The sequence below is a fragment of the Aestuariirhabdus haliotis genome, from assembly GCF_023509475.1.
GTDB lineage: Bacteria > Pseudomonadota > Gammaproteobacteria > Pseudomonadales > Aestuariirhabdaceae > Aestuariirhabdus > Aestuariirhabdus haliotis.
Map to the genome: position 1 here is coordinate 1 of NZ_JAKSDZ010000006.1, position 21,231 is coordinate 21,231.

Annotated in this window: 21 protein-coding genes and 1 riboswitch; of the genes, 9 read left to right on the top strand and 12 right to left on the bottom strand. The window is 52.7% G+C overall.

Annotation, left to right across the window (positions count from 1 at the left end):
* Positions 1–203, top strand: a 203-nt coding sequence (locus MIB40_RS06435; protein WP_249692149.1) for a hypothetical protein, incomplete at its 5' end; no start/stop codon positions are given.
* 183 nt (positions 204–386) lie between these two features.
* On the opposite strand, the gene MIB40_RS06440 is transcribed toward MIB40_RS06435, so the two are convergent.
* Together MIB40_RS06440 and MIB40_RS06445 are read right to left on the bottom strand one after the other, a co-directional pair.
* Entirely contained in the window at positions 387–689 is a 303-nt protein-coding gene (locus MIB40_RS06440; protein ID WP_249692152.1) for a type II toxin-antitoxin system RelE/ParE family toxin, read from the bottom strand.
* Positions 686–928, bottom strand: coding sequence for a type II toxin-antitoxin system ParD family antitoxin (locus tag MIB40_RS06445; RefSeq protein WP_249692154.1), 243 nt, complete (start codon positions 926–928; stop codon positions 686–688). Before MIB40_RS06445 ends, MIB40_RS06440 begins: the two co-directional genes overlap by 4 nt.
* A 257-nt stretch (positions 929–1,185) precedes the next feature.
* Here MIB40_RS06445 and MIB40_RS06450 point away from each other — a divergent pair, with 257 nt between their 5' ends.
* Positions 1,186–1,812 carry a class I SAM-dependent methyltransferase gene (locus MIB40_RS06450; protein ID WP_249692156.1) on the top strand — a complete coding sequence of 209 codons (627 nt, stop codon included), beginning with the start codon at positions 1,186–1,188 and terminating at the stop codon, positions 1,810–1,812.
* 41 nt (positions 1,813–1,853) lie between these two features.
* Here MIB40_RS06450 and MIB40_RS06455 read toward each other — a convergent pair whose 3' ends face one another.
* From MIB40_RS06455 to MIB40_RS06465, 3 genes are all read right to left on the bottom strand, one after another.
* The gene (locus MIB40_RS06455; RefSeq protein ID WP_249692158.1) at positions 1,854–2,396 is read right to left on the bottom strand and encodes a MerR family transcriptional regulator; all 543 of its coding nucleotides are present in this window, start codon (positions 2,394–2,396) and stop codon (positions 1,854–1,856) included.
* Between the two features lie 5 nt (positions 2,397–2,401).
* Complete coding sequence (locus MIB40_RS06460; protein ID WP_249692160.1) at positions 2,402–2,635, bottom strand: MerR family transcriptional regulator; 234 nt, start codon at positions 2,633–2,635, stop codon at positions 2,402–2,404.
* 142 nt (positions 2,636–2,777) lie between these two features.
* Positions 2,778–3,482, bottom strand: coding sequence for a transglutaminase-like domain-containing protein (locus MIB40_RS06465; protein ID WP_249692162.1), 705 nt, complete (start codon positions 3,480–3,482; stop codon positions 2,778–2,780).
* Positions 3,483–4,007: 525 nt separating this feature from the next.
* Here MIB40_RS06465 and MIB40_RS06470 point away from each other — a divergent pair.
* Positions 4,008–6,176: a cation:dicarboxylate symporter family transporter gene (locus tag MIB40_RS06470; protein ID WP_249692164.1), complete on the top strand. Its 2,169-nt coding sequence runs from the start codon at positions 4,008–4,010 to the stop codon at positions 6,174–6,176.
* A 106-nt stretch (positions 6,177–6,282) separates the two neighbouring features.
* Here the strand turns inward: MIB40_RS06470 and MIB40_RS06475 are convergent, their stop codons facing one another.
* Together MIB40_RS06475 and MIB40_RS06480 are read right to left on the bottom strand one after the other, a co-directional pair.
* Positions 6,283–8,421 carry a 3-hydroxyacyl-CoA dehydrogenase NAD-binding domain-containing protein gene (locus tag MIB40_RS06475; protein WP_249692166.1) on the bottom strand — a complete coding sequence of 713 codons (2,139 nt, stop codon included), beginning with the start codon at positions 8,419–8,421 and terminating at the stop codon, positions 6,283–6,285.
* Between the two features lie 11 nt (positions 8,422–8,432).
* Positions 8,433–9,641 carry an acetyl-CoA C-acetyltransferase gene (locus tag MIB40_RS06480; RefSeq protein ID WP_249692168.1) on the bottom strand — a complete coding sequence of 403 codons (1,209 nt, stop codon included), beginning with the start codon at positions 9,639–9,641 and terminating at the stop codon, positions 8,433–8,435.
* 263 nt (positions 9,642–9,904) lie between these two features.
* Positions 9,905–10,007, top strand: a riboswitch (SAM-I-IV-variant riboswitch).
* A gap of 44 nt (positions 10,008–10,051) precedes the next feature.
* Between MIB40_RS06480 and MIB40_RS06485 the strand changes: the two genes are divergently transcribed.
* Positions 10,052–10,381, top strand: coding sequence for a hypothetical protein (locus MIB40_RS06485; RefSeq protein ID WP_249692170.1), 330 nt, complete (start codon positions 10,052–10,054; stop codon positions 10,379–10,381).
* A gap of 115 nt (positions 10,382–10,496) precedes the next feature.
* Entirely contained in the window at positions 10,497–11,531 is a 1,035-nt protein-coding gene (locus tag MIB40_RS06490) for a DUF3179 domain-containing protein (protein ID WP_249692172.1), read from the top strand.
* 19 nt (positions 11,532–11,550) lie between these two features.
* Here the strand turns inward: MIB40_RS06490 and MIB40_RS06495 are convergent, their stop codons facing one another.
* Positions 11,551–12,204: a MarC family protein gene (locus tag MIB40_RS06495; protein ID WP_249692174.1), complete on the bottom strand. Its 654-nt coding sequence runs from the start codon at positions 12,202–12,204 to the stop codon at positions 11,551–11,553.
* 268 nt (positions 12,205–12,472) lie between these two features.
* Here MIB40_RS06495 and rarD point away from each other — a divergent pair, with 268 nt between their 5' ends.
* The 3 genes from rarD (at position 12,473) to MIB40_RS06510 (ending at position 14,539) form a co-directional block, all read left to right on the top strand.
* Positions 12,473–13,390 carry an EamA family transporter RarD gene (rarD, locus tag MIB40_RS06500; RefSeq protein ID WP_249692176.1) on the top strand — a complete coding sequence of 306 codons (918 nt, stop codon included), beginning with the start codon at positions 12,473–12,475 and terminating at the stop codon, positions 13,388–13,390.
* A gap of 88 nt (positions 13,391–13,478) precedes the next feature.
* Positions 13,479–14,222: an AzlC family ABC transporter permease gene (locus tag MIB40_RS06505; protein WP_249692178.1), complete on the top strand. Its 744-nt coding sequence runs from the start codon at positions 13,479–13,481 to the stop codon at positions 14,220–14,222.
* The gene (locus MIB40_RS06510) at positions 14,222–14,539 is read left to right on the top strand and encodes an AzlD domain-containing protein (protein WP_249692180.1); all 318 of its coding nucleotides are present in this window, start codon (positions 14,222–14,224) and stop codon (positions 14,537–14,539) included. The genes MIB40_RS06505 and MIB40_RS06510 overlap by 1 nt, the downstream gene beginning before the upstream one ends.
* Positions 14,540–14,580: 41 nt before the next feature.
* Here the strand turns inward: MIB40_RS06510 and MIB40_RS06515 are convergent, their stop codons facing one another.
* Both MIB40_RS06515 and MIB40_RS06520 read right to left on the bottom strand, forming a co-directional pair.
* Positions 14,581–15,192, bottom strand: a complete 612-nt coding sequence (locus MIB40_RS06515) for a DUF924 family protein (protein ID WP_249692182.1) — start codon at positions 15,190–15,192, stop codon at positions 14,581–14,583.
* A complete protein-coding gene (locus MIB40_RS06520; protein WP_249692184.1) occupies positions 15,176–15,859 on the bottom strand; it encodes a YiiX/YebB-like N1pC/P60 family cysteine hydrolase in 684 nt (227 codons plus the stop codon). Before MIB40_RS06520 ends, MIB40_RS06515 begins: the two co-directional genes overlap by 17 nt.
* A gap of 141 nt (positions 15,860–16,000) precedes the next feature.
* On the opposite strand from MIB40_RS06520, the gene MIB40_RS06525 reads away from it, so the two are divergent.
* A complete protein-coding gene (locus MIB40_RS06525; protein WP_249692187.1) occupies positions 16,001–16,789 on the top strand; it encodes a DUF1223 domain-containing protein in 789 nt (262 codons plus the stop codon).
* A gap of 4 nt (positions 16,790–16,793) precedes the next feature.
* On the opposite strand, the gene MIB40_RS06530 is transcribed toward MIB40_RS06525, so the two are convergent.
* Both MIB40_RS06530 and MIB40_RS06535 read right to left on the bottom strand, forming a co-directional pair.
* Positions 16,794–17,507 (bottom strand): class I SAM-dependent methyltransferase, encoded by a 714-nt coding sequence (locus MIB40_RS06530; protein WP_406566439.1) that lies wholly within the window; start codon positions 17,505–17,507, stop codon positions 16,794–16,796.
* Positions 17,508–17,918: 411 nt separating this feature from the next.
* Positions 17,919–21,122: a sensor domain-containing protein gene (locus MIB40_RS06535; RefSeq protein ID WP_249692189.1), complete on the bottom strand. Its 3,204-nt coding sequence runs from the start codon at positions 21,120–21,122 to the stop codon at positions 17,919–17,921.
* Positions 21,123–21,231 lie beyond the last annotated feature (109 nt).

The window sequence follows — 21,231 nt, forward strand, 5'->3', positions numbered from 1 at the left end:
GAATTATTATCCATCTGCGCAGTGCACCCGAAGGGCGTTCTGGGGGCGCGCTTTCTTTGCTTCGTTTCTTTATCGCGAATAAAGAAATGAAGTCGTCTGCGGGGCGAAACCCGCGGAGCTTCATCAAGGAATACTGGGCCAAAAACGGACTTTATAAGAGAATAAGGGCTCAGAACCCTTATCCAGCTCTCTCTGGTCCATAACATCGAAAAGCTAATGAATTACGGAGCGATAGTTTAGTCGCAGAGCTATCCGCAGAAGCGCCGAGATCTCTTTGTATAAGAGATGATTATGTTGAATGGATTTGGTTAAATAACCGACATCGAAAACAAAGGAATGCAGGCTTTGGATAACAATTTGGCGGTTTTCGTTTTTCTACAGCCTCGTTATGAATTTCCGAGCTGTGAATCCACATCCATTTGTTTATGTAAGATACGAACTATTTGAATGGATTTATTGGAGAGTTCCCGGTAGAAAATAATGTGACTTCCTTGTGGAAACTTGCGATAGCCAGCTTTAATGTAGTTACAGTCTTTACCGGCTGAAGGAGTTTCTGAAAGCATATGAAAGGAATCATCAAACTGCTTTATGTAAATTGTTCGTTGTTTGTAACCCCAGTGCTGTTCACTGAATTTAGCTATCGCTTTCAAGTCATTCTTTGCAGAGTTGGTGAGGGTAAATGAACTCATTTATTACCATCTTCATCCATTTCGGAAATAAAGCTCTCAAGGCTGTAATCAGAGACGCCACTATTTTCGCCATCGACCAGCATTTGCCGAAGGGCTTCAAGTTTACCCTCGCTGTCTTCAAGAAGCCTCAATCCTGCCCTAACCACTTCACTGGCAGAGCCGTAGCGGCCGCTTTCGAGTTGGCGTGTAATAAAGCCATCAAAATGTGTTCCAAGCGTCATGCTGGTGTTCTTGGCCATAACGAATCTCCCGAGTACCTAAATATACCTAATACTGGTATAAAAATCATAACAAGTCAATGCACTGGAGCCACAAAGCTGTGTTTTGCAATTTATGCACTACGCTGCCGCTTGGTTAACATAAATTACAACTCCGCTTTATGTCCCAGTGATTGAAGCGTTATCGCGCAATGAAACCAGACTGATTCGCTTCGTTACAGCTACCGGTTATTCACGCTTTATAACTCATAAACTTACTCTTCAAATGGAGATTCGATATGAATATATCTGAAAAGTTTTGGGATAAAAAAGCAGAAAGCTATGCAAAGAGCCCTATTTCTGACGAAGAGACCTATAAGAGAAAACTCACCGAAACGCAAAGTTTGTTGAATCCCACAATGCGTCTTTTGGAGTTCGGCTGCGGAACAGGCACTACCGCAATCCATCATGCTCCGCATGTACTGCACATTGATGCGATTGATATCTCTGAAAACATGCTGGATATCGCTCGTGAGAAAGCCAGCAACGCAAACATTGAGAATATTACCTTCACTCACTCAACCCTGACAGAATTTAACGCAGACACAGCCAGCCTGGACGCTGTTTTGGGTTTAAATATTCTCCACTTGCTACCAGAAAGGCAGTCTATCCTCACTGAAGTGGCTAGAATTCTAAAGCCTGGAGGTATTTTTGTTAGTAGTACGGTTTGCTTGGGCGATTCGCTGTTCCGCTTTATAAAACCTATTGTCCCTCTTGGAAAGCTTCTGGGAATAATGCCTGATGTGTATGTACTGAGAAAATCTGAACTGGTGAGCGAAGTCCAAAACGCTGGGTTTGCGATTGAACGCCAGTGGTATCATGGCATGAAAGGTATGGTTGTTTTTATGATTGCTCGGAAATTATAAAGCTAAAATTAAAAGGCCATAAAGACTCGAGCCACTTTTCTCTACTCCTCCTCTCGCGACCAGCGACGTATATGGGCAATCTCTTCCTCATCGATCCCCAGCCCCTGCAAAAAGTCCTGATGGGCCTGCGGGGCCTGCTGCTCAAAGGAAACATGCCATTGCCGCATATCCTCTTCTGACATACCGGAGGCTGCCAGTACCGAGACCCAGCCGGCCTTGTCGAGGGAGCGGCAGTCCTGCAGGCGGGAGCGGTCCTGTAACAGGTTTACCAGCAGCCTTTGTTGTTCCCGCAGGGCGTGAATCTCCCGGTTAATGGTCAACAAACGTTGATCCAGCAAACTGTTGGTTCCGGTCGCATCCGCATTGAGCAAGGCGGCAATCTTTTCCAGTTCGATACCTGCCTCGCGATACTGTTGAATCGCCGCCATGCGCTGCTGGTCCGCCTGAGAATACAGCCGGTAATTGGCCGCAGAGCGCAGCGATGGCGACAACAGACCGATACGGTCGTAGTACAGCAACGTACTTCGGGACAGGCCGAAGCGTTTCGCCATAGCTCCCACGGTAATTGCTGCGCTCTCTGACATTCGGCTTATCCTTTTCGGGAGTCTCTGGACCATTGACGTATGCGAGCCACTTCATCGCTTGATTCACCCAACCAGCGCAGAAAGCTCTCGTGCCCTTCGGGATGACGCTGCTCAAACAGCTGATGCCACTGTTGCATCATGGCCTCGGTCAAACCGGTGTCGGCAAACAGCTCGCTCCACTGCTGTTTGTTGATCGCACCAGTCATGGGCGTCGTGGTGTTGTTCGGTGTATTCGTCATGTTCTTACCCTCTGTGTTGATCGAGAGGCCAGTGTGAACTATGAAGCTATAGTCAGGTCAACACTGGTCAGAGCAACGACAGCCCGATCAGCTACCGCTGGTTCATCGACTCGATAACCTGGTCAACACTCGCACAAGGCGATCAGCCGGCCTGGGCTTCACTTTCAAAGTCGGCCTCACCCAGTTGGGCCAACGCCGCCATCATACCGGGGTAATGACGCTGGTACTCCTGGAACATCCGTTCAAAGGGCAGATCAGCGAAGTGGCCATGTTCCGTGACATATTCCATATGGCGTTGGCCGCTTTGATCAAATTCATGAAATACCGAATCACTCAAACCATCGAACTCCAGAGGCTTGACCCCGGTTTTTTCGCACAGTGACAAATTAAAGGCCGGTGTCGCCTTGACCCACTGCCCTTCAATAAAGAGCTCGGTGTAACCATGCCAGGCAAACAGGTCGGTGCCCATCGCCTGGCGCAAACGTTCGGACGTTAAATGATTGCGCACATCGGCAAACCCCAGACGGGCCGGAATGTCCGCCGCCCTGGCCAGGGCCGCCAATAACACCGCTTTGCTGACACAGTAACCATGACCACTGGCCAAAATGGCACTGGCACGGGAACTCTCCAGGGTGGTACCAATGCGATAAGGATCATAGCGAATGGCATCACGTACGCTGTAATAGAGAGCGATAGCCTGCTGACGTTGGCCTGTATGGCCTGCAATCAGCTGCTGGCTATGGCGGACAATTTCGGGGTGGGTACTATCAATAACCGCTGTTGGGGCCAGGTACAGACTGTGATCCGGGTCGGCACCCTGGGTAGGTGTTGTAGTGGAAGCCATCATCGCCTCGATTTGCTGTGAAGGTGGTTTGGGTAGAGGTTGTCGCAGACAGGGTCTCAGCTTCCATCAACAGCCGCAGAACTTCAATGGCCAATAGATTCATCGTGAATGACACTTACCCACATTGAAATAGTACACCCTGTAGTGTATTTGGCGATCTCTGTTGGTCGCTGAGATGCTGTCAGCAAAGGCACAGGATTGGGAGAAACAGGCAGGCTGTGAACAGGAGAAAAAAAGGGGCGGCAAATAGTGAATCCTTTCACTCAATCATCGAAATGCCGTGCCGCCCCTGCAGAAACCTGACTGTCCAGGGAAGCTCTTGCACTGCAAAAGCGGGGCCGAATTACCTTAATTGCTTATTTTTGAATGAGTTACACCGTATTAAGAGTTCCCACGAAGAGATCTATGTCAAACAATCTGACACTCGATTGGTGAGCCATCGGGCACCTCTATATACTGAGCCGATTGCCCTGCTCCGGTCTAAAATAACGGGGCTGGGAACCTGATCAAGCAAGGAAGACACACTACATGAGTCTGGCTAGCAAGGTAATTCTGGGTCTGATAATTGGCGTCAGCTGCGGCTTATTCTGGGGCGAACTTACCGCGCCACTGGAAATCATCGGGGATATTTTCCTGATGCTGCTGCAGATGACTGTCTTGCCCTATATTCTCACGTCGGTCATGTTGGGCGTGGGGTCTCTGAAGCGTCATGAGATCCTCCCGATCGCAAAATACGGTGGCCTGGCACTGCTTCTAATGTGGTCAACCGCCGCCATACTGCTACTGCAAACAGCCTGGTCACTGCCCCACCGGGTAACTGCCAGCTTTTTCAGCTTATCCTGGATTCATCCCCCGCAAGAGTCTTTGGCATTAAGCCATTTTATACCGGCCAACCCGTTCCTTGCCCTGTCCGAACGCTCGGTGCCGGCCATAGTATTGTTCAGTGTGGCTATGGGTATCACCATCATCGGAATGCAACGCAAAGAGAAGATACTGGAGGGCCTGACCACCGCAAGAGACATGATCTCTTCCCTTTCCTCACTGGTGATTCGCTTTACCCCTTTCGGTGTCTTCGCTATCAGCGCCGCTGCTTCCGGCACCATGGAACTGGAGCAACTCAAGGGCATCTACGTGTTTGTCACGCTGTTATCTGTGATGTCACTGTTTCTCACCTTTTGGGCATTCCCTCACCTGATACGCAACATTACTCCCTTCCGTTACCGGGAAATCATCGCCACCAGCCGGGATGCTCTGGTAACCGCTTTTGCCACCGGCAACCTGTTCGTTGTATTGCCTATTTTAAGCCGGCGCAGCCGAGTGTTGTTGCTTAAACATCGGCCGGCTAACAAAAGCAGCGTATCCATTGTTGATGTGATCGTACCCATCAGTTACAGCTTACCGACGGCGGGTAAAATGCTGGGCTTTCTGTTTATTCTGTTCGCCGGTTGGTTCAGTGGCAAAGAGCTTTCCCCGGCGGATTTCCCCGTACTGCTGTTGATGGGACTCACCTCCTTTTTCAGCCCCATGATCGTCTCCATTCCCGAGATGCTGAATCACTTCAATATCAACCCGGAGATTTTCAAGCTCTACCTGTTGACCGACCAGATCCTGTTTAATCGTTTTGCCGCACTCACCGGTGCCATGTTTATTTTGGGTGTCGCCCTAATCGTCGGAGCCGGGGCTACACGCATGTTAAAGGTCAAATGGCGACGTATCAGTTTCGCCTTTGCCATTACCGTTGCCTGGACAACCGCCATCGTGCTCTCTCTGCATGCAGTCTTTGCCGGCATCGATTACCACTACAACGGCTACCAACTTTTTATCGAGCGGGGGGCCATGGAACCTCCGGTCAAACACAGTCTGCTGGAATCGGTACCCAACACCATTGTGAAAGCACCTCTGGTTACTTCCAAACCGGTACTCAAACGTATTCGCGAGAGAGGCTTCTTGCGTGTGGGTTATTATCGCGATTGGTTGCCCTACGCTTTCCATAATGTCGATGGCGAACTGGTCGGGTATGACATCGAAATATTTAACAAACTGGCCGCCGATCTGGGCGTGGAGATCGAGTTTGTTCGTATCTATCGCAACGAAACTGCGCCATTGCTGAACAATGGCTATCTGGACATTGCTTCCGGCGTGGTTTCCAGCCCCAAACACCTGTTGCAATACACCCTGTCGTCCGAATACGGCCGCGAATTGATGTCCCTGATCGTACCGGATAACAAACGTCGTCAATATCGCCGCTGGGAAGATATGCGGCAACAGGAGAAACTGATCATTGGTGTCCCCGATGGTTTTGTCGATGCCGTGGATTTGTCCGATTTACTGCCGAATGCCACCTTGTGGGAAATCGCTTCGCCCCGAACCTTCTTCCGGGACAGCGAAGAGATGGCGCAATACGATGCCCTGCTTTTTGTCGCAACGGCGGCTTCGGGCTGGGGCATGATCAACCCCGAGTACAGCATTGCCATTCCCCAGCCCGAGCAGCTGTTCGTGCCCCTGGCCTTTCCGCTGGCACGCAGCGACCTGGAGTTTGAACGCTACGTGCGCAAATGGCTGGAGCTCCGGAAGCTGGATGGCACGTTGGATCGTTATTTTGATTACTGGATCAAAGGCGAGCTGGGCACACCAAAGGCACCACGCTGGTCTCTGTGGCAAAGCCTGACCGCACCCGACACCCAAGCGGCACAATAACCAGCACGGGTACCAGAACGCTGCCAGCTATTGTCCGACCTAAAACAAAAAAGCCCTCCTGAATTGCTCAGAAGGGCCTCAACCTGACAGAAAATCGGGTCAGCTTTTATTCAAAGCGCTTGCCGCTGGCGGCCATCTCCTGCAACAAGGCGGGAGGCTCAAAACGCTCCCCGTATTGTTCAGCCAGATAATGGGCGCGGTCCACGAAGGATGTCAGCCCGTACTGATTGATAAATTGCAGTGCACCGCCACTCCAGGCCGCAAAACCGATACCGAAAATACTACCGATATTGGCATCCGCCACCGAGCGCAACACATTTTCCTCCAGACAGCGTACGGTTTCGATGGCCTGAATAAACAGCATTCGGTCCCGCACATCCTGCTTGGAAATTTGCAGATCCGATCGCACAAACTGCTCACGAAGCCCAGACCAAAGATGCTTTTTCCCTTGTGAGGGATAGTCATAAAAACCACCACCAGCAGCACGACCCTGGCGATCGAGATCCTCCACCATGGCGTCGATCACGGCATTGGCAGGATGATTCGGAATCGTCGCGCCTTCGGCTGCCAGATCGGCTTCGGTCTGTTTGCGAATATGCTTCATCAGACTCATGCTAACTTCGTCGGAGATCGCCAGCGGCCCCACCGGCATACCGGCCTTGAGCGCTTCTTTCTCGATCAGCGCCGGCTCGACGCCCTCACCCAGCATGGCAATACCTTCATTGGTGAAGGTACCAAATACACGAGAGGTGAAAAACCCTCGACTGTCGTTAACCACAATGGGTGTCTTGCGAATCTGCAAAACAAAATCAAACGCCCGAGCCAGGGCTTCATCGCTGGTTTGCTTGCCGCAGATAATCTCCACCAGGGGCATTTTGTCCACCGGCGAAAAGAAGTGCAGGCCGATAAAACGATCCGGATTCTGCACCGCTTCGGCCAAACCTGTGATCGGCAAAGTCGAGGTATTGGATGCCACCAATGTGTTATCGCCGCAAATGGCTTCGGCCTCGGCGGTTACCCTGGCTTTCAGTCCCCGATCCTCAAATACGGCTTCGATAATCAGGTCACAATCGGCAAAGGCTTCGCTGTTGTCAGTGGCCTGAATGCGGGCCAGTATCCCGGCCTTTTTCTCTTCCGTCATACGACCACGGGATACACGCTTGGCCAGCAGCTGCTCGCTGTAGGATTTGCCCTTTTCGGCGCTTTCCATAGAGATATCTTTGAGCACCACATCAATTCCGCTGATAGCGGCTTGGTAGGCGATACCCGCTCCCATCATTCCGGCACCGATCACACCCACTTTTTGCGTGGTGTAGGTATCGATGCCCTGGGGACGTGACCCACCCGCCTTGATATCATTGAGCTGAAACCAGAAAGTATTGATCATATTCTTCGCCACCGGCGAGGTAACCAGCTCGGTGAAGTAGCGACTCTCGATCAGGCAGGCGTTATCAAAATCGACCTGAGCCCCCTCCACTGCGGCGGCCAGTATTTTTTCCGGCGCCGGGAAACAGCCTTTGGTCTTCTGGCGTAACATAGCGGGAGCTACGGACAACATCTGGAACACCTTGGGGCTGGATGGCGTGCCACCAGGCATGCGATAGCCTTTTTCATCCCAGGGCTGGGAAGACTTTGGATTGTCTTTGATCCAGGCTTTACCCCGTTCAACCAGCTGCTCGGGCGTATCGACCAATTCCTGAACCCAGCCCGCTTTTAGCGCCGCTTCGGCTTTTAACTGTTTGCCTTCGAGCAGGTACGGCAAGGATTTTTCCAACCCCAGCAAACGCACCATACGCACGACTCCGCCGCCACCGGGTAGCAGTCCCAGAGTCACTTCCGGCAAGCCCAGGCTTACTTTAGGGCTGTTCAGGCAGATACGGTGATGACAAGCCAGGGCAATTTCCCAACCGCCACCCAGAGCGGCCCCATTGATGGCAGCCACAACGGGCTTACCCAGGGTTTCCAGTCGGCGCATGCCCTCTTTGATGCGATTGACCATGGCATAAAACTCAGCGGCATCTTCAACCGCCACCAGTTCTTTCAGATCACCGCCAGCAAAGAAAGTGCTCTTGGCCGACGTCACCAGAATACCACTGATGCTGTCTTGCTCTTGCTCAATACGGGTTACGACATCGGTCAGGGCCTCGCGAAAATCCGCATTCATGGTGTTGGCCGATTGTCCGGGATTGTCCAGGACCAGGGTTACGATGTTGTCGGCGTCTTTCTCAAATCGAATTGCACTCATGTTTCTATCCCCTATACCCGTTCCACGATTGTCGCGATACCCATACCACCACCTACGCAGAGGGTGCAGAGGCCATAACGCAGCCCTCGGGCTTCCAGTTCATCGACTACGGTGCCCATAATGATGGCGCCGGTTGCGCCCAGTGGATGGCCCATGGCGATGGAGCCGCCATTGACATTCACTTTGCTCGGATCGACATCCATCTCCTTGATAAACTTCAACACTACCGAGGCGAACGCTTCGTTGACTTCAAACAGATCGATATCATCGACACTCATGCCTGCTCGAGCCAGGGCTTTGCGGGCCGCCGGAGCTGGGCCGGTCAACATAATGGTGGGATCGGTACTGGTCACTGCAGTGGCGACAATGCGCGCCCGCGGAGTCAGGCCCAGCTCTTTGCCTTTCTGCTCATTACCGATCAGCACCGTGGTGGCACCATCGACTATTCCCGATGAGTTACCCGGAGTATGGACATGGTTAATGCGCTCGACGTGGGAGTACACGCGCAGGGCTGTATCATCAAAACCCATGGCCCCCATCATCTCGAACGAGGGTTTGAGCTTACCCAGGCCTTCCATGGTGCTCTGGGGTTTAATGAACTCATCTTTGGCCAGCAAAACAATGCCATTCTGGTCGGCAACCGGCACCACGGAGCGATCGAAACGACCACTGTCCCGTGCCGCCGCGGCTTTTTGCTGCGAGGCCAGGGCAAAGCTGTCCACATCTTCGCGGCTGAAGCCTTCCAGGGTAGCGATCAGATCGGCACCAATGCCCTGAGGAATGAAATCCGTATGCAAATTGGTATGGGGGTCCGCCACCCAGGCACCGCCATCGGAGCCCATAGGCACTCGAGACATCGACTCGACACCGCCACAGACCACCAGGTCTTCCCAACCGGACGCCACCTTCATCGCTGCCATATTGACCGCTTCGAGTCCGGAGGCGCAAAAACGATTCAGCTGTACGCCGGCGACCGAGACATCCCAATCGGCGACACTGGAAGCGGTTTTGGCAATATCAGCACCCTGATCACCCACGGGTGTAACACAACCCAGCACGATGTCATCCACCTGGGAGGTATCCAGATCATGGCGCTGCTGCAATTCCCGCAGCAAGTTGGCCACCAGATCGACGGGTTTTACGGTGTGCAGTGACCCATCCTTCTTACCCTTACCCCTGGGGGTACGGATCGCATCAAATATGTAAGCTTCGGTGCTCATACTATTCCTCGTCTGTCGCGCTGCTTAAAACCGCAGCGTCTCTTTTATGGATGATTGTTATAGATGACCGGTATAGCTGATCGTACAGGCATCGTTAGGGGGCAGTAATTGCCATGGCTGTCGACACTGTCTGTAACCCTAATGGATCGCCGCCGGGATTGCCTATGGCCGCATTGCTCAAAGCCGGTGACCGAATCGGTCAGTGATGTGAACTCATCCCTTGTCATTGGCGCTCATTGCCCCGTACAATGGACGCCGATTTACTGATACATCAAGAGAAGGGCTGACGTCCTCTCCAACCTGCTCCTAGGCAAGGTGGATTCCGGTAACGGAGATGTGGCCATCGCGGCAACCATCTAGGGATTTTCCCCGTACCCCAAACGTCAGTTCTCTGTTATTTGGAGAACAAAATGCAGTTTACATCGATCGCTATTGATCATCCGAACGAGCCCCCCCTGCCCGACAGGTCCTGCTGTTTAATCGAGCACAGCTGGGTTATCGATCATAAGCAGTATCACTGCCCTATCTACCTGTGGCTATCCAATGGTCGTTATCGGGACGGCGAAATCATTGTCTTTCTGTTTATCGAATACCGTGACGTCGACCGGGCCAGCCGCTATTGCCAATGGCAGTTTCAGAGCCACGAACAGGCACTGACGTTTATCGAGCAGCATGCAACAACGGTGTCCCTGCCAGCCATCAGTGGCAAGCAAACCCGGCAACACCCCATTCCAGCCTGACAGGGCAGCCCTGAGTAATCTGGATAGCGCCGTTTTAAGAGTTCAGACGGACACACTGATTACGATGTGAAATATTGCCCTTGACCGCAGGGTCTCCTAGCCAAAGGAGGGTCCCATGTCTGCATATACATTCGCCCCAGCGCCCGTTCGTCAGCTTCGCCTTTCACTCACCAGCCTAATGTCGAGCATTCTGTTGAGTGTTTTTGTAGTGGTCCCCAGAGCCGAATCCGCCGGGTTGTTTAATCAACATAATGGCTTTGACCTGAGCGATAGCAGTCTGCCCGTCAATGAGATTATGCATGGCGGGCCACCCCGGGATGGCATCCCGGCGATCGATAAGCCCCGGTTTATTGGTGCCGAACAGGCTGACTATCTGGACGACGATGCGCGAGTGATGGGTGTCAGCCTTGGCGGCCAGCAGAAGGCCTACCCGATTGGCATCCTGAACTATCACGAGATCGTCAACGACTCTCTCGCCGGCACTCCCATCGCGGTCACCTATTGCCCCCTGTGCGGTACCGGCATTGTGTATCAAGCCCAGGTTAAGGATCAGCTGCTGCAGTTCGGTGTCTCCGGCTTGCTCTACAACAGCGATGTGCTGCTGTACGACCGCCAGACCGAATCCCTCTGGTCCCAGGTCCTGTCACGGGCCGTCACGGGCCCCATGAAAGATCAGCCACTGGAGCTGATCGCAGCCAGCCATACCAGCTGGAAAGATTGGCACAATCGTTACCCCGATACGCTGGTGCTCTCACGGGAGACCGGATACCGCAGGGATTATTCTCGCTCGCCCTATGGCGACTACGATCAATCTCCCGGGGTCTACTTTCCCGTCGCTAACAGAGACGATCGTTACCACAACAAGGAGGTGGTGCTGACCCTGGAACTCAATGGTCAGACTCGCGCCTGGCCCTTTGTTGAGCTGGCTCGTTATCAGCAACAGAGCGGTGCCAACCGCTTGCAGGATCGCATCGGCACGACTGCCGTTACCATCGATTTTAACCTCGATGCCCGCAGTGCCCGCGTTCTCGACAGCGACGGACAGGAGATACCCAGCGTGCAAGCCTTCTGGTTTGCCTGGATCGCCTTTCATCCCGGTACCGGAGTCTATCAGGCACCAGTAGGCAACTCACCGAAGCCGACAGAATAAAACCGGATAACCAGGCCGATCAGGCCTGAATCATCAACATATTGCGTACGATGGGCGTCAGGCCACCGACAAAGAATTCAACCCCGATCACCATCACAATCAAACCCATGATCCGCAACAACACCTTGTTGCCGCTTTCCCCCAGACGGTCCATGATCGGCGTGGAAAACAGCAGGAACACATAGGTCACCAGCGCCACCAGGGCAATGGAGGAAAACAACATCAGGTGGTACACCAGACCAGTGTTACTGCTCATCAAAATGATCACCGAGGCAATGGCGCCGGGACCCGCTATGAGGGGGATGGCGATCGGCGTAATGGCGATATCCTGGGTGTAGGATTCCATTTCATGCAGGTTATCCTTATCGAAACGAATCTTACTAAGGCGAGCCTGAATCATCTCGTAGCCCATGATAAAAAAGATCACGCCCCCCACGATGCGCAGGCTGTCGACGGTGATGGAGAAGATTTTGAAAATAAACTGACCAGTAACCGCAAACAGGATCAAAATAATGGCCGCGGTCAATGTCGCCTTGCCCGCTACCCGGCGGGCTGTGGCCCGGTCCAGCTGGGAGGTCATGGAAGTAAATATCGGTGTCACACTGAGCGGGTTGATCATCGTAAACAACGATGTCAGGCACAACAGGAAAAACTCCAGCAACTCATTGGGCATAACAATCAACTCCTGACACTGACGCGATGGGCGCACCGACAAGGTTCACTATAGCGTTAACGGTCATTAAATCCTCTTTCTCTTTTCAACAGTGCGACAGAATAGTCCTGGCATCAATTAGCCCTGGCTTCTATTAGCCATAGCACCATACAATGCCTCGAGCTAGAAACGCCTTACGCCACATGCATTCCATAGCTCAAAAAACCTATCAAGTGTCTCGATAGCCGATACGGTTGTACCTCAAGAGCCACAACTGCGGGAACCTCTATTGCCAACGCCATCGTCCTCCCCATCGCAAAAACACTCAGAATCTACCATCGGTCTTTTTTTCGCCCTCGCCGCCTTCACGTTTTGGGGTCTTTGCCCAATTTACTTCAAGGCCGTCTCCGCGGTTCCCGCACTGGAAGTGCTTTCGCACAGAATCCTGTGGTCCGTTTTATTACTCGCCGCGCTCATCAGTGTGGCACGACAATGGCCACTCACCCTCGGCATTCTGAGAGATCGAAAAAAACTGAAGTTATTACTTGTCTCGGCCATTTTGATCGCCATTAACTGGCTAACCTTTATCTGGGCCGTTTCTAACGAACGTATTCTGGATACCAGTTTGGGTTATTTCATCAATCCGCTGGTCAATGTGCTGCTGGGTATGGTGTTCCTGCAGGAGCGCCTCAATCGTGGACAGACCCTGGCCCTGCTGCTGGGGTTGGCGGCGGTATGCTACCAGATCATGGTGATGGGCAGTATCCCCCTCGTAGCCCTTATTTTAGCCTGCAGTTTTGGCTTCTATGGCCTGGTTCGAAAGAAAGTGTCCGTCGCTTCGGTGCCGGGACTGGCGATTGAAACACTGCTGTTGTTGCCACTTTGTCTGGGATACCTTGGCTATCTGGCGCTCAATCAACAATCAAACTTTAGCGGGCAAACTCCCGACACGGCCCTGCTGCTGGCACTGGCCGGTGTGGTCACGACACTGCCTCTGGTCTGGTTCAATTCTGCGGCCACGCGTCTGCCCCTGTCCACCATCGGTTTTATTCAATATTTGGGCCCCTCCATTGCTTTTATGCTGGCGGTCTTTCTTTATGATGAACCCTTTAATCGCGAAAAGCTGATCGTGTTCGCCTTGATCTGGATGGCCCTGGTGGTCTTCAGCCTAGATGCCTGGCAACAACAGCGACGCAGAAACTTGTAAAGCCAAACCCTCGCCCCCATATCTGAAATAGCTGGCCAATTCTGGCAATACAGTTATGGAATCAATACTCAAGGACACAGGGAACTCAGTGGCTACCACAGACAACGCTATGGAGAGCAATCCACCAGCATCGGTTGGTGACGAGATCCGGTCAGGCGCGCGGGACACCATCCCACTCATTGTTGGCGCTATCCCCTTCGGGATTATCTTTGGCACACTGGCTGTCACCAATGGCTTATCGCCCTGGACGGCCATGGCGATGTCGTTGTTTGTCTTTGCCGGGTCTTCCCAATTTATTGCCGTGGGCTTGCTGGCGATTGGTTCGAGTCCTGCCGTGGTAATCTTGACCACTTTTGTCGTGAATCTTCGTCACCTTTTGTATGCCGCATCGCTGGTACCCTACGTGCGTCACCTGTCCCAACGTTGGAGAATTCTGCTGGCCTTTGGTCTCACCGACGAAAGCTACGCCGTGGTTGCCAATCGCTATTTTAACCAGCAAGCCCGCGATAGAAACCACTGGTATTTCCTGGGTTCCACCTTAGCCATGTGGAGCAACTGGCAACTGTGCACCCTGTTAGGAATCAGCCTGGGGGCCCTGATCCCCGACATGAGCAGCTGGGGGCTCGACTTTGCCATGTCCGTTACCTTTATCGGTCTGGTGATACCTTACGTGCGTAACTGGCCGATGATGGCCGCTGTTCTGGTTTCCGGCACCATAGCCGTGGCGGCCCACCCCCTACCCCACAATCTGGGATTAATACTGGCGGCGCTGTGCGGCGTCGTCGCTGGCGTGCTGTGCGAACGTTTCAAACCTACACCGGAGGCCGCGTAGTGAATGACCTACTACTGATTCTGGGTATGGTCGCCGTGACTTTCCCCGTTCGCTACACCCTGTTCGCCCTGGCCGGTCGTTTTCGTTTTCCGGAAGCGGTTTCCGATGCCCTGCGCTTCGTGCCGCCGGCCGTGTTAACCGCCATTATTGTACCGGCGGTACTGATGCCCAACGGCGAGATCCAGCTAAGCCTGGACAATGCCTATCTGATCGGTGGACTCATCGCCGTAGCCATCGCCTGGTTCAGTCGCAACCTGTTATTGACGATCCTGATTGGCATGACCAGTTTCCTGATACTCAAACACCTGATCCTATAGAGCGACTCGGCCCGAAATAGCGACGACAATTCCAGAGCCGTTTAAAAGGAGGAACCCGGTTGGGTCAAAAACTCTATTTCCTCAGCGGACGACTGTCGAGCCAGGGCCTTGTTACGATGGGGGAAACGACCGAAGCGCTGAATAATATCGCGATGCAAACGGGCAAACCGGGCATTACTCAGCACCTCATCCCGCTGCGATGCATCAGCTATATCAGCCAACGCATCGAATAAAGCAATGCCCTGTTCTTGCTCAGCCAGGCTTTCGCTGTGCATGAGTGGCATGTAAAAGAAAACCCGCTCCTGCACCGACAAAGAACGATCATCACCTCTTACCAGCCCCTCTTGCACCAGGTTTCGAGCCTGCTGGTCCCAGGCAAACGCTTTGCCCAGGTCTCGATAGATATGACGGGGAAGCTGATCGCACGCAATGATGCTCGCCAACCGTCCCTTGGGAGAATCCTCCAACAAAGGCATTCCAGGTTTTGACAGTACCGCCAGAAGATCGGCAAACTGCTCCGTCACAAAACGGTCCACCGCTGCGCTTTTCCCCCACCAGAGCTGTTTCCCGGTCTCGGGTTGTCCCTCCAGTTCAGCGAACCAGAATGATAAAATACGCGTTACCTCAGGGTGCACATCAGGATGAAGGTTCATGAACGCTCCGGTAGACAATGTCGAAGTCGGGATGATCGATAAAATCTTCAGGTGCTATGCCTTCCGGGGTCGGAAACCAGCCCCACAACTTATGCACGCTGGGCATAAACTCACTCATCCCCCGATAGGCGTAAGCGGCCAATTCAGAACAATAGAAACGCTCATCTCCCGAGGCCACGTCGAAATCAAACTCCTTACCGATAGCCCCATGCATACGCTGTTGAAGTCGCTCTATCGCCTCCTCGCGCGCAGAACCCTCAAGCGCCGCCAGCTTCTTGTTGCGCAGTAAAATCAGATGATCACAACGACAAAAATAGGGGATATCAATTTTTTCTACCCCGCCAGCGATCGCGTGGACCACGGTACGATGATCGACGCAGACACCCGAGTGGGTATAAAAGCCCGGAATAAAAACCGTATTAAGATAAGAGTCGTATTTACGTAACAGTATATCCCCCGGTTCCACATGATCGAGCAGAGTGTAGAGATCTCGAAACTTGTATCCCGGCACACGAAAAACCACAAAAAAAGGATATCGGTAGACCCGTAAGTGTCCCAGAAACGTGAGTAGTCTGGATTTCAGTCGGTAACCCAGTGAGGGACGCAACGTATTGATTACAGATTCTGGCTTGGCAGCAGCAGGTTCTGACGGATTGTTAGCTGACATAGTTTATATTTTGAAACAGGACAGAGTTAAACCGCTCACTGTACCAAAGCTATCGCCTTGCTGAAATCAAAGGCGCACTAATCATTGAAATCAATTCACCGTTTCGAAGGTCTATAACAACACACCGATACGGAGAAAAACATGTTCCGACTTCTTGCCATAAGCATATTGGCATTTTCCAGCACAGCATGGGGATGGCAAATCAGCAGCGACTCCCAGCGCGTCGCACTGCTTGAGCTTTATACTTCGGAAGGATGCAGTAGCTGCCCAGCTGCCGATCGCTGGCTGAATGGTCTGGTCAATCATCCGGATTTATGGCAACGCTTTGTACCAGTTGCCTTTCACGTTGATTATTGGGACTGGATCGGCTGGAAAGATCGCTTTGCCCGCCCCAGCCACAGCAACCGGCAACGCACCTACCAACGTCAGGGAGGGCTGAATGCGGTCTACACTCCCGGTTTTGTTGTCGACGGCAAAGAATGGCGCAACTGGTTCCGCTCTACAAACAGCACAACACCCCCGGAGTCCAGTGAGGATGCCGGTGTTCTGAGCCTTGAGCAAAAGGGTAACGAGCTCGTCGCGCGATACCAGTTACCTGAACACCAGGCTGGCGCAAACCATTACAACCTGGACTTTGTTATCACCGGGTTTGATCTCAGTAATCGCATTGATGCCGGAGAAAACAGGGGCAAAGTACTTGAACACAATTTTGTCGTACTCCACCACCTGAGGCAGATGAGCTATCCACTACCGGACTCACCCGGAGTATTGCAATGGCGCATCGCCTTGCCTCAGACGATTAACCAACAGAGTCAAACCAAAGAGCCCCGTCGTCTGGCCATATCAGCCTGGGTCAGCACCGGCGACTTTTTACGCCCCTTGCAGGCCACCGGGGGTTGGTGGAGGAACTCGAAGGAAAACACACTCTAAGGGCTTAGGGAGCTAATGCCTCGTACAAACTGACACGACCAAACTCCCTGAATTCATCGATATCCGGGAAGGTCGTGCACTCCACCTGGCTGATACGTCGATAAGGCGGAACATTAAAATCACGAATTCGTGAATCCGCCACCAGCACTCGTTTAGCACAGGCAAGAAAACCATCAAGCAACCCCAGGTTTTCACGGTCATACAATACGTCCGCGGCAATCAACAGGTCCACCCTGTCCTGTTGCTTGGAGAGATCATCCAGTCGCTCGATCTCGACGCCGTTAATCTCGGCATTGATCGCCACCGCCGCTAACGCCTGTTCATCGATATCGCAGGCGATCACCTTTTTGGCCCCCGCACGGGCTGCAGCAATGGCGACAATACCGGAACCGGCACCAAAATCGACAACCGTCTGGCCTGACAGTTGCTCAGGCCGCGCCATCAGGTACTGGGCCAACGCCAAACCACTGCCCCAGCACAGGCTCCAGTAGGCTGGCTCCGCCATGATTCGATGGATCTCTTGCTGCGTATAGCGCAGTGGCACAGTCCGGGGATCAACCAGCATCAGCTCAATACCTTCACAATCGGGTAAGCGCTGTGATAGCAGGCGCGAACCGGGGATTCGCTGTTGCAGCATGTGTTGCAACAGCGCAACAGACGGCGGTTGGCAACAGCCTGATTGATCAGCACGTTTGGATACAGGTTTGTTCGTTAGCACAGCGATTGCAAACTCATTGGGAGAAGACTATCCAGGGATGGAGTAGGGATGGACTTTAGGGTTTTTCTAATCTGTTTTCTGGCATTAATCGCTGTTTTCCAACGCTATTTATTCAGGCCTGTACGAACAAAAGCAGGGTTAAGCGGAACCACAGGATTATGGTGACAATGTGCGGACAGGCTAGTGTTGTTCATAAAACATTTCGACTAAAAACAGACAAGGCCGACCACTCTCTCTGGATTGGTCGGCCTCTATAGCCTTTCAACAGGAGGTGGTTATACCTCCTTGGACACTCATGGTGAGCAGTTCTATTTATAACGCTCGGGGGCAGCCAAGTCCACCGAGTTCTGAGAACAGTTTGCACTAAAAAAAAATCCTTTCTTCCTTCTATTTTTAGACGCTCATTCATTATCATCCGGTGCCCGTTGCCACGAGCAAACTACGCTGTTCGCGAACGGCCCTGGATATTTCCAAAGCCGATGTCGGTCGGCAAAACAGGTATCCCTGCCCTTCGTCACAGCGCAGTCGCTGTAAGTAGGATTGCTGCAAAGCGGTTTCTACTCCTTCGCCAACCACCCGTAAATCCAGATTATGAGCCAGTGCCACGATGGCACGAATAATGGTTTCGGCATCTCCCCGACCCGTAACGGCCTTGCCCAGCTGATTCACAAAGGTCCGGTCGATTTTAATGCAGGAAATGGGTAGCTGGTTGAGATAGCTGAAGGAGGAATAACCGGTGCCAAAGTCGTCGATAGCGACGGTGATGCCTAATTCCCGAATGTGTGATAGCAGCTCGATCGAGCGATCGATGTTCGACATAATTGCCGTTTCGGTCAGTTCAATTTCGAGTAAGCGAGGATCGATGTCGTGCTGCTGCAACAGGGACGCCATATGACTTGCCAGCTGCTGATTTTGCAGTTCCTGGGCCGAAATATTGACCGCCATCGTCAGGTTGATTCCTTCCGCCCGCCAATATGCCAACTGACGACACGCCAGCTCCAGCACCCGGCGCCCCAAACGATGAATCTGGGCCGACTGTTCGGCAATGCCGACAAATTCTACGGGAGATATCTCGCCCAGCTCCGGATGCTGCCATCGGGCCAGCGCTTCGACACCGATAACCTGGCCACTGAGCAGATTAATTTTGGGTTGATACTCGAGATAAATTTGCTCGCTTTCCAGCCCTTCATGCAAGGCTTGCTCAACCTGCACACGACGCTCCAGCGCCTCAGCCTGTTCCAGTTGAAATAGCGACACCGGCACTTCTTTTTGCTTGGCCTGGTACATGGCAATATCGGCATGCTTGAGCAAACTATTGAGATCAGCCCCATCTTCGGGAAAACAGGCAATCCCTATACTGGCCTCCACCTGTACGCGATGGTTTTTCAACGCCACCGGTTTACCGACCGCAGCAGCAATACGTTCGGCAACTTCCAAAGCCGCCATATTGCTGCATTCGGGTAGGATGATGGTGAACTCATCGCCACCTTGTCGGCAAAGGGTATCGATATCGCGCAAGCACCCCTTGATCGCCTTACTCACCGCGACCAGCAGAAGGTCGCCAACATCATGCCCCAGGGTATCGTTGACGTCCTTGAATTTATCCAGATCGATCACCAATACCGCCAACGGCCCATTACCACGACGAGCCAGGGCCAAACTTTGTTCGGCACGTTCAGCCAATAAACGACGGTTGGGCAAGCTGGTCAGGGAATCATAAAACGCAAGATTCTCAATCTGCTCTAGCCGTTCCATATCCTGGGTAACGTCCTTATGGATACCCACCATGCGCAGGGGTTCGCCGGCTTCGCTCCAACTGACTACCCGCCCCCGGGAAAGGATATAAATCAGCGAACCATCCTTTTTGAACATACGAAAACGTTCTTCAAAACGCCCACCATTCTCTTCATGGCGCTCAAGCATACTGGTGACCAGTGCTCGGTCCTCCGGATGCACAAAACGTCCCCAATAGCTCAACTGGTCGCCATACTCAGCGGGGGTATATCCGAGCATCTCCAGAAAGCGGGGACTATAAAACACCTTACCGCTGGGAATATGAGCGTCCCAAATCCCCTCATCAGCCACTTCAAAGGCGTAACTCAATAACTCTTCGCTATGCCGGGTCCTCTCTTCCGCCCGCTTTGAAGCATCGATATCGGCCATTGTGCCTACCATGCGTAATGCCCGACCGTCCGCATCAAAACTGGCCGTCGCACGCTCGGACACCCAGATATAATCACCGCCGGCTACACGAATTCGATGTTCGCTGTGATAAAAGGGATCCGAGCCACGCAAATGCCCTACCGTCTCCCGACTTACTCGGGCACGATCATCCGGATGCAGTACCCCCTGCCAACGCTTGACATCGAAACCCTCATCGATGTCATAGCCGGTAATTTCATACCAGCGACGGGAAAGAAATAATTGGTTGTTGGCAATGTCCCAATCCCATAAGCCTTCCTGGCTGCCTTCCAGTGCCAGCTGCCAACGCTGTTCAGAGGCCTTGAGCGCACTGTCGGTGTGACGGGCTTCGGTGACATCGAGACCGCAAGCTCCAGCTCCGCGAATGTTACCTGCGTCGTCCAGAATAGGGCCATAACTCGCATCCAATACCAGTATTTCGCCATCAGGCAATTGATGGCGACGTTCTGCATGGCAGCTCTCCCCGCGCAACGCCTGATTTAGGCCGATCCGTATTTCCTCTCCGCCAGCGGCTTGGGCCAATAAAGGCAATATATCCATGCCTATCTCAGGGTCGACACCGGTCAGTTGCTTCACCAGTTCACTGTGAGCTCGGTTGAACATCGTGTAGCGATAGTCAGTATCAACCGCATAAGCGAACATCAATTGTGTTTCGAGAATATTTTGCAGTTGACCATAAGCATCCCGAGCCTCAAACCCAAGTTGAGTATTGGTCTGTAGTTCCGATTCTTCCTCCGTATGAAGCTGCTTTCTCTGACCACCAAACCAGAATCTCAGACCTGCAATAGTCTCCGGTTTTTTACTCGGCAGGAACAATAACAACGCGGCGGCGGGTATCAACAACAATACCGCAACCATAAACTTATTGATCAGCCAGTCCCCTCCACCAAGAATAAGCCCGGAAACCATCGCATCGACCAGGGTTCCCCCTAACAGACAGATCGAAAAACTCCAGAAACGGATACCCTCAATTCGCAACAATAGACGCTCGAAAACGGCCAGAGAGAATAACGCCAATAAAACCAGGCTAAACATTTTCAGGAGCAGTTGTCCGAAAGGCACTGCGACTACCGGGCCATGAAAGAGAGATCCCCCCATCAGGGCGCCGACACCGGTCTCCACAAGAGGCAGCCCAACACAGGTAGAAACAATAATGGCAGCCCCTATACGAGCTGCCGCAGGGCCTGTATAGAGATAGATCAGCAACAAGGTCATCAAAGACAAGGGCGCGGCAATGGCTTCCCACCCGGAAAGGCTGAGCACCGCTACCGCAGGAGAAAAATGCACCAGAGTGATGCCCCCCAACAACACATAGGCAGGTACCAGACCCAGATATCGACGAAGACTGACAAGGATGCACGCAACTCCACCAAGCAAGATGGCAGCCAGCAGCTGCAGCACAGTTAGGCTCAAAACAGTATTCTCCTCACCCGAGCGAGATAAATCATCAGCAAACTCCCGGCAGTTGGGAACTTGCCCTATTTTCATTAGAATAGCGCACCCGTTTCATCCCAATCTACCC